Genomic DNA, 7,469 nt, shown 5'->3' with positions numbered 1-7,469 from the left:
GCCGTGCACGACGGGTACCGGCGCGTCCGGGGCGAGCCGTTCGGCCCGGCCGCACAGGTCGTGGTCGAGCAGGGCGTCGCCGACGACGACCAGGGGCGTCGGGGTGTCGGTCATGCCTGTCCCTTCCGCGGGGCGACGGGCGTGCCGGGCGTGGTCCGGCCGACGGTGCGGGCCCGGCCGACGAGCCGCCCGACCACTCCCGGTTTGCCGTCGGCGGCGGGTGTGCCGTCGGCGGCCTCGCGCTCCACCGCCCGGTCGAAGGTCTCGCAGAGCATGTGCACCGCGACGAGGTGGAGTTCCTGGACGGTGGCGGCGACGGGGGCGTCGACGCACAGGGCCTCGTCCGCGCCGAGTTGCAGCGGGTTGGGGGACCGCCCGGTCAGGGCCCACACGGTCATGCCGAGCCGGTGCGCGCGCTCGGCGGCGGACAGCAGGTTGGCGCTGGCGCCGCTGGTGGACAGCAGCAGGAGCACGTCCCCGGGGCGGCCGTGGGCGGCGGTCTGGCGGGCGAACACGTCCTGGACGCCGTAGTCGTTGGCGATCGCGGTGAGGGAGGAGGTGTCGGCGTGCAGGGCGAGCGCGGAGAACGGCGGGCGGTCGTCGCGGTAGCGGCCGACGAGTTCGGCGGTGAGGTGCTGGGCCTGGGCGGCGCTGCCGCCGTTGCCGGCGACGAGCAGCCGGGCTCCCGAGCCGAGCCGCCGGGCGAGTTCGGTGCCCCAGCGCTCGAGGAGGGGGGCGTGGTCGCGGAACGCCTCCAGGGCCTTGGCGAGGTCGTCGCAGTGCGTGGTGCCGGTGGCGGTGTTCATCGGACGACTCCCGAGAGCGAGCGGATCGGGGACACGGCGCCGTACACCCCGGCCACGCCGTCGGCGACCCGGTCCCAGGTGTAGTGGGCGAGGACCCGGGCGCGGCCGGCGGCTCCGTAGCGGGCGAGCCGGCCGGGGTCGGCGAGCAGGGCGCGCAGGGCCGCGCCGAGGTCGTGGTCCTCGTCGGCCGGGACGAGCAGGCCGGTGGTGCCGTCCACGACCGTGTCGAGCTGGCCGCCGACGGCGGTGGCGACGACGGGTGTGGCGCAGGCCATGGCCTCCAGCGGGACGATGCCGAAGGGCTCGTAGCGGGGCAGGGACAGCACCAGGTCGGCGCTGGACATCAGCCGGGGCATGCGGGCCCGGCCGACCCCGCCGAGCAGGGTGACCCGGTCCATGACGCCGTACTCGCGGGCGATGCCGTACAGACGGGCGGCCTCGGGTTCGGTGCGCAGCAGGTCGGCCTCGGGGCCGCCGGCGATGAGGAGTTCGGCGTCGGGGACGCCGGCCAGGGCGCGGATGGCGCGGTCGAAGCCCTTGCGGGGCACGAGCCGGCCGACGGCCAGCAGCCGCTTGCGGGCGCCGGGCGGGCGGGTGTGGGCGACCGGGGTGAACTGTTCGGGATCGACGCCGCAGGGCACGACGCTGATCCGGTCCTCGGGCAGGCCCATGGCCTTCAGTTCGGCCACCTCGTCGCTGCACGTGGCGATGATCCGGGCGCACTCGTGGCCGATGGCCTCCTCGACGGCCAGGCGCTGCGGGGGGCTGGTGTCGGCGGCGCCCTGGTAGCGCTTCTTGACGGTGCCCAGCGCGTGGTAGGTCTGCACGACGGGGATGTTCAGGTCACGGGCGCCGGCCAGGGCGGCCAGGCCGGACATCCAGAAGTGGGCGTGCACCACGTGGGGCGGGTGCTGTGCCCACTGCCGGGCCAGGAAGTTCCCGAACTCGCTCATGTGGGGCAGGAGTTCGTCCTTGGGGACGGGGGCGGGCGGCCCGGCGGGCACGTGCACCACCTGGACGCCGTCGATGAGCGTCACCCGGTCCGGCAGCCCCACCGAGTCCCGCCGGGTGTACACGGTGACCCGGTATCCCTTCCTGGCGAGCTGCCGGGCGACCTGCGCCACGTACACGTTCTGGCCGCCCGCGTCCGGCCCGCCGAGCGCGGCCAGGGGGCTGGCGTGCTCGGAGACCATGGCGACGCGCCCGGCCGAGTGCGGAATGCGGCTCATCGGGTGACCTCCTTGATCAGGCGCTCCCAGTCGTCCAGGAAGCGCCGCTCTCCGTAGCGGGCGCGGGCGGCGGCACGGGCCGCCGCGCCGGTCGCGCGGGCGTGCTCGGGGTCGGCGAGGAAGGCCCGTACGGCGTCCTCCAGTACGTCGAGCCGGTTCGAGACCACTCCGGCGCCCTCGGGAACGGCCTCGCGGACCTCGGTGGTGTCGAGGGCGACCACGGGCATGCCGAGGAACATGGCCTCCAGCAGGGACAGGCCGAGCGAGGTCCAGCGCACGGGGTGCAGGTACAGCCGGCACCGGGCCATCTCCCGGTGCAGCTCGTGCTGGGGCAGGTCCCGGGCGCGGCAGCGTCCGGGCGGCAGGCCGAGGTGGCCGGCGAGACCTTCGGTGCGCATGCCGAAGACGTCCAGGGGGGCGTGGCGGGCGAACCGGGGCAGCAGGTCGGTGCCGGTGGTACGGCCCCTGCGCACCGGCTCGTTGACGACGACGGCGGCGCGCCGCTCGGTGCCGGTCCACAGCGGGCCGGGGTCGATGACGCCGTGCTCGACGACCTCGGTGGGGGCCCGGCCGTTGTCCCACATCAGCCGGTTGAAGTGGGTGACGTGCACCACGGGGACGGCCGACTGCCCGGCCAGCGGATGGCGCTGGCGTTCGGGTGCGGCGTCGGGGCTGTTGTGCTCGACGTAGACGGCGGGGACGTCGAGGCCGGGCCGGCGGCCGGTCCAGCGCAGGGCCAGATCGGGCTCGTGCGGCCGCTGGAGGACCATCAGGTCGATGTCGGCGTCGCGGAGTTCGGCGGGGGTGAGTTCCCGGACGGACGGGGGCCACTCCCAGGTCTGCGCGCGGCCCAGGCCGTCGGGCCCGCGGTCCTCGGTGACCGGGACGAGGTAGGTGTGCGGGCCCTGCACGAAGGCGGTGAGCCAGGATCCGTGCACGTGCCAGACGAGGATGTTCATGAGGGCCGCTCCTGGATGAGCTTGTGGACCGCGCGCACCACGTCCTGGCCGGTGACCTCGTCCAGGCAGGGGTGGCCGGGCACCGGGCAGGTCAGGGCCCGGGTGTCCGCGCAGGGCGCCGACTGGTCGCCGAGCAGGATGACGGGGACGCCGTAGGGCGCCCAGCGTTCGGCGGGTACGACCGGCGCGAACAGGGAGACGACCGGGGTGCCGACGGCGGCGGCGAGGTGCGCGGGGCCGGTGTTGGCGCTGATCACGACGTCGGCCAGGCTCAGCACCCCGGCGAGGGTGCCGGCGTCGTGGGCGGTGGCCAGGAGCTGGAGGCCGAGGCGGAGCCTGCGGCGGGCCTCGTCCTCGGTGACGCCGAGGTCGGCCGCGGCCTGGCGGTAGTCGCGCCGCTGGTTGTAGGCCAGGTCGAGGGCGGCCCGCAGCGGGGCGGGCATGGAGTGGACGATGTAGTCGGCACGGGCGGCGACCGAGGCGCGCCGGACCGTGCTCTCCCGTTCCGCGCGCAGCGGCTGCTCCCGTTCCTCCCGGTCCCGCAGCCGCCGCACGGCGATCCGCTGGGTGACTTCGGCGAGCCAGGAGCGCAGCGGGCCCTCCTTGGGGTCCTAGCCCTCGGGGTGCTCCCAGACGCGGGCGAAGACCTCGCGGGTGACGGAGTCGGCGGCCCGCTCGTCGTCCAGGACGCGGTGGGCCAGGTTGTGCACGAGGGAGGCGAACCGGTCGTACATCTCCCCGAGGGCCGCCGCCTCACCGCGGGCGAGCCGCTGCTGCATCTTGCGGTCCCACCGGGGCGACAGGTCGTCCCTGGCCATGCGGTCCCCTCCCCTCACCGTATGGTGGCCGCCGGGCCGGCCGGCCCCGCGCCCTCGAATGTAATCGGCCCCTGCGACAGGGCACGCCCCTTTGTGCCAATGTGCGCCCCCGGAGCCACCTCCCGTGATAGTGCCCCCTTCACACAACCTTCACGCGAGTCACGCACAGACTTGATCAAAGACGTTCGTTGATGACTGAATTAAGCCCCTTATTGATCAACCGCCGTTTGCGGCGTCACGTTTCAGGGAACGGCCGCTGGGCAGCCGCGCGAAAGGAAACGTAGGAACTGCTTCCGTTTCCGGGCGGTTCCGGGGCATCCGGCGAGCGGAGGGGCATGGCCGTGGCATTCAAGGTGACCGGCGTGGAGCAAGGCCGGTGGGCCGTGCTCCGGGTCTCCGGGGAACTGGACCTGATGACCTCGCCGGTGCTGCGCCAGCATGTGCACGACGCCGTCGCCGAGGGACACCACAGCCTCGTCGTGGACCTCTCCGACGTGTTCTTCTGCGATTCCAGCGGGGTCGGGGTGCTCATCGCCGCCCGCCGGCTGATCCGCTCCTGCCAGGGCCGGCTGCGGCTGATCCTGCCGGACCGGGGCGCCGTCGACGGCTCGCACGTCAACCGCGTCCTCGGCGCGCTCGGCGTCCGCCGGCTCTTCGACGTCCACCCCGACCTCGACTCCGCCACCACGGACGAGGCGGGACCGCTGTCCGCCTGAGCGTCCGCCGGTGTGACAACGTCCCGGTCCCGCCACGGCGTTGTCGCGGGATTCACCCGGTCTTGGCACAATCGTCGGTTTTCCGCCATTCGACGGCCACCCGCGTCGTACGCTCCCAGCCAGGCCCCGCGGACCCACCCGGCCCCGGGGACCCCCCATGTACGACGCACACGTAAGGCGGCCCCCCACATGGTCAGCACCGAGTACGAGCGCCGGATCGCCGCCCGGTTCGCCGGCTTCGACCAGGACGGCAACGGCTACATCGACCGCGAGGACTTCAGCGCGGCGGCCAAGGCCCTGCTCGCCGAGTTCGCCGTGCCCGCCCGCTCCGCCCCGGGCCAGGCGCTGTACGCCGGCGCGGAGGCGTTCTGGCAGGGCATGGCCGGCATCGCCGACCGGGACGGCGACCAGCGCATCACCCGCCAGGAGTTCGTCACCGGCGCGGTCAAGCGGCTGCGCGACAACCCCGGCCGGTTCGCCGAGATCGCCCGCCCCTTCCTGCACGCGGCCCTCGCGGTGGCCGACACGGACGCCGACGGGCGGATCACCGTCCCCGACGCCGCCCGGGTCCTGCGCGCCCTGCACGTACCGCCCGGCCCGGCGGAAACGGCCGCCGCCGCGCTCGACACCGACGGCGACGGAAGGATCGACGAGCGGGACGTCGTCCCGGCCTTCGCCCGCTACTTCACGGTGCCCGAGCAGCCGTGAGCGCCGCCCGGAGCGCCCGGGTTCAGGCGAACACCACGGTCCGGCGGCCGTTGAGCAGGATGCGCCGCTCGGCGTGCCACTTGACGGCCCGCGCCAGCGCCTGGCACTCCACGTCCCGGCCGATGGCCACCAGCTGGTCCGGCGTCACACCGTGCCCGACCCGCTCGACCTCCTGCTCGATGATCGGCCCCTCGTCCAGGTCCGCGGTGACGTAGTGCGCCGTCGCGCCGATCAGCTTCACGCCCCGCGCGTGCGCCTGGTGATACGGCTTCGCGCCCTTGAAGCTCGGCAGGAACGAGTGGTGGATGTTGATGATCCGGCCGCTGAGCTGCTTGCACAGGTCGTCCGAGAGGACCTGCATGTAGCGGGCGAGGACGACCAGTTCGACCCGCTCCTCGCGCACCAGCTCCAGCAGCTTGGCCTCGGCCTCGGGCTTGGTGTCCCTGGTGACCGGGATGTGGTGGAAGGGAATGTTGTACGAACCCACCAGCTCTTCGAAATCGGTGTGATTCGACACCACGCCGGCGATCTCCACCGGAAGCGCGCCGATCCGCGCCCGGAACAGCAGGTCGTTCAGGCAGTGCCCGAACTTGCTGACCATGAGCAGGATGCGCATCTTCTCGTCGGCCCGGTGGATCTGCCAGTCCATGTGGAAGGAGTCCCCGACCGCGGCGAAGCTCGCCCGCAGCTTGTCCACCGTCACCGGAGCCTCGGCCGAGAAGTGGACGCGCATGAAGAACAGTCCCGTGTCGCGGTCGCCGAACTGCTGGCTGTCCTCGATGTTGCAGCCGGTCATGAACAGGTAGCTGGACACGGCGTGCACGATGCCCTGCTTGTCCGGGCAGGAGAGCGTCAGCACGTACTGGTCGGCCGGGGCGGCGGCGGAAGCGGACTGGTCTGTCATGCACTACAGGGTCCCATACCGGCAGGCCCGCGCGTGCCGCCCGCCCGGGCCGCTAGGCGGAACGCGTCAGGATGCGCAGGACCTCCAGGCTCCTCGGGGCCGTGTCCGGGTCGTCCCCGTCGCTCACCGACATCCGCACGTGCGCGTCCCGCGCCGCCCGCACCGCCTCCGGCCAGCCGGGGTGGTCCAGGTACGCGGCGACCGGCGCGTCCGGGCCGACCTGGTGCATGATCCGCAGCAGCCGCAGCACGGCGGTGTCGACGAGCGCCGCCTCCTGCGAGTCCCGGAAGATCGTGCCGACGTACTTCTCCGCCGACCAGTTGTCCAGCCAGGTGTCCTCCACCAGCCGGTACACGGCGTCCGTGACGTCGCCGTAGCCGTCGACCCCGGCCAGCCAGACCTCGCGCTGGAACACCGGGTCGGAGAGCATGTGCAGCGCCGAGCGCACGTTGCTGCGCCACCGCCACCACGGCATGTCGTTGAGGGGCATGCCGCCCATGGTGGAGGAGCGGCGGCCGCGACGGGAAGAGTTCTCCGAACCTTGCACGGTCACCGATCGTACGTTCCGCGCCCGCCACCGCCCACCGGCCCCCGTAATTCACCTCGGCGCCACCCTTCGTTGACCAAGGGTCACTCAGGGGTTAGCGGTGTGAGGGAATCGTGCGTGTCCATGACCGGCAGGCGACGCACTCGCACCATCCCCGTTCCCGCCTCTTCCCGCTCTTCCCGCCCCGTCCGGGCCGGCGCGCTCGCCGTGAGCGCCGTGGCCCTGTGCGCGTCGCTCACCGCCGCATGCGGGGTCGTCCCCGGTGCCACGGGGGGCTCCGGGGACGACCCGGTCACGGTGATGACCTGGGCCCCGCAGGACACCGACGCGACCAACAAGCCCGGCATGCCCGCCATGGCCCTCGCCTACGCGAAGTGGGTCAACGCGCACGGCGGCATCCACGGCCGCGAGCTGAAGGTGCTGACCTGCAACGACCACAACGACAGCGTGGGCGCCGCCAAGTGCGCCAAGCGGGCCGCGGCCGGGAACGTGGTCGCGGTCGTCGGCTCCTACAGCCAGTTCGGCGACTCCTTCCTCGCCCCGCTGGAGGGCGCCGGCATCCCCTACATCGGCGGCTACGGCGTCACCAACGACGAGTTCACCGGCACGATGTCCTACCCGGTCAACGGCGGCCAGCCCGCCCTGCTGGCCGGCCTCGGCAGGGCCCTCGCGGCCGGCTGCGGCAACGTCGCCCTGGTCCGCCCCGACAGCATCGCCGGCGACCAGCTGCCCACGCTGCTCGGTCCTGGAGTTCTTCGGCAACCCCTTCGTCGCCCTCACCC

General features: G+C 73.3%; 8 protein-coding genes and 2 pseudogenes. 3 read left to right on the top strand and 7 right to left on the bottom strand.

Going from position 1 to position 7,469, the window contains the following annotated elements; translation table 11 throughout:
- Positions 1 to 110 precede the first annotated feature (110 nt).
- From H5J33_RS17260 to H5J33_RS17240, 5 genes and pseudogenes are all read right to left on the bottom strand, one after another.
- The gene (locus tag H5J33_RS17260) at positions 111 to 806 is read right to left on the bottom strand and encodes an SIS domain-containing protein (protein WP_181795818.1); all 696 of its coding nucleotides are present in this window, start codon (positions 804 to 806) and stop codon (positions 111 to 113) included.
- Positions 803 to 2,035: a glycosyltransferase gene (locus tag H5J33_RS17255; protein ID WP_181795817.1), complete on the bottom strand. Its 1,233-nt coding sequence runs from the start codon at positions 2,033 to 2,035 to the stop codon at positions 803 to 805. Before H5J33_RS17255 ends, H5J33_RS17260 begins: the two co-directional genes overlap by 4 nt.
- Positions 2,032 to 2,994, bottom strand: a complete 963-nt coding sequence (locus tag H5J33_RS17250) for a glycosyltransferase (protein ID WP_181795816.1) — start codon at positions 2,992 to 2,994, stop codon at positions 2,032 to 2,034. Before H5J33_RS17250 ends, H5J33_RS17255 begins: the two co-directional genes overlap by 4 nt.
- Positions 2,991 to 3,293: pseudogene (locus H5J33_RS17245) on the bottom strand (glycosyltransferase family 9 protein); the annotation flags it as partial. The pseudogene H5J33_RS17245 and the gene H5J33_RS17250, both read right to left, overlap by 4 nt.
- A pseudogene (locus H5J33_RS17240) lies at positions 3,288 to 3,812 on the bottom strand (sigma-70 family RNA polymerase sigma factor); the annotation flags it as partial. The pseudogenes H5J33_RS17245 and H5J33_RS17240, both read right to left, overlap by 6 nt.
- 335 nt (positions 3,813 to 4,147) lie before the next feature.
- Here H5J33_RS17240 and H5J33_RS17235 point away from each other — a divergent pair.
- The gene (locus H5J33_RS17235) at positions 4,148 to 4,528 is read left to right on the top strand and encodes an STAS domain-containing protein (protein ID WP_181795815.1); all 381 of its coding nucleotides are present in this window, start codon (positions 4,148 to 4,150) and stop codon (positions 4,526 to 4,528) included.
- 189 nt (positions 4,529 to 4,717) lie between these two features.
- The gene (locus H5J33_RS17230; RefSeq protein WP_181795814.1) at positions 4,718 to 5,236 is read left to right on the top strand and encodes an EF-hand domain-containing protein; all 519 of its coding nucleotides are present in this window, start codon (positions 4,718 to 4,720) and stop codon (positions 5,234 to 5,236) included.
- A gap of 22 nt (positions 5,237 to 5,258) precedes the next feature.
- On the opposite strand, the gene purU is transcribed toward H5J33_RS17230, so the two are convergent.
- Both purU and H5J33_RS17220 read right to left on the bottom strand, forming a co-directional pair.
- Positions 5,259 to 6,140, bottom strand: coding sequence for a formyltetrahydrofolate deformylase (gene purU / locus H5J33_RS17225; protein ID WP_181795813.1), 882 nt, complete (start codon positions 6,138 to 6,140; stop codon positions 5,259 to 5,261).
- Between the two features lie 52 nt (positions 6,141 to 6,192).
- Complete coding sequence (locus tag H5J33_RS17220) at positions 6,193 to 6,693, bottom strand: SCO4402 family protein (RefSeq protein ID WP_181795812.1); 501 nt, start codon at positions 6,691 to 6,693, stop codon at positions 6,193 to 6,195.
- Between the two features lie 117 nt (positions 6,694 to 6,810).
- Between H5J33_RS17220 and H5J33_RS17215 the strand changes: the two genes are divergently transcribed.
- Positions 6,811 to 7,469: ABC transporter substrate-binding protein (locus H5J33_RS17215; RefSeq protein ID WP_181795811.1), on the top strand; the 659-nt coding region annotated here is incomplete at its 3' end.

The organism is Streptomyces sp. WELS2 (assembly GCF_013870595.1).
GTDB lineage: Bacteria > Actinomycetota > Actinomycetes > Streptomycetales > Streptomycetaceae > Streptomyces.
This window is presented reverse-complemented; position numbering and strand designations above follow the sequence as displayed.

Bases quoted from the DNA above. Each gene is read 5' to 3' on its own strand.
- H5J33_RS17255 (WP_181795817.1), bottom strand. From the start codon at position 2,035: ATGAGCCGCATTCCGCACTCGGCCGGGCGCGTCGCCATGGTCTCCGAG.
- purU (WP_181795813.1), bottom strand. From the start codon at position 6,140: ATGACAGACCAGTCCGCTTCCGCCGCCGCCCCGGCCGACCAGTACGTG.
- H5J33_RS17260 (WP_181795818.1), bottom strand. From the start codon at position 806: ATGAACACCGCCACCGGCACCACGCACTGCGACGACCTCGCCAAGGCC.
- H5J33_RS17235 (WP_181795815.1), top strand. From the start codon at position 4,148: ATGGCCGTGGCATTCAAGGTGACCGGCGTGGAGCAAGGCCGGTGGGCC.
- H5J33_RS17230 (WP_181795814.1), top strand. From the start codon at position 4,718: ATGGTCAGCACCGAGTACGAGCGCCGGATCGCCGCCCGGTTCGCCGGC.
- H5J33_RS17250 (WP_181795816.1), bottom strand. From the start codon at position 2,994: ATGAACATCCTCGTCTGGCACGTGCACGGATCCTGGCTCACCGCCTTC.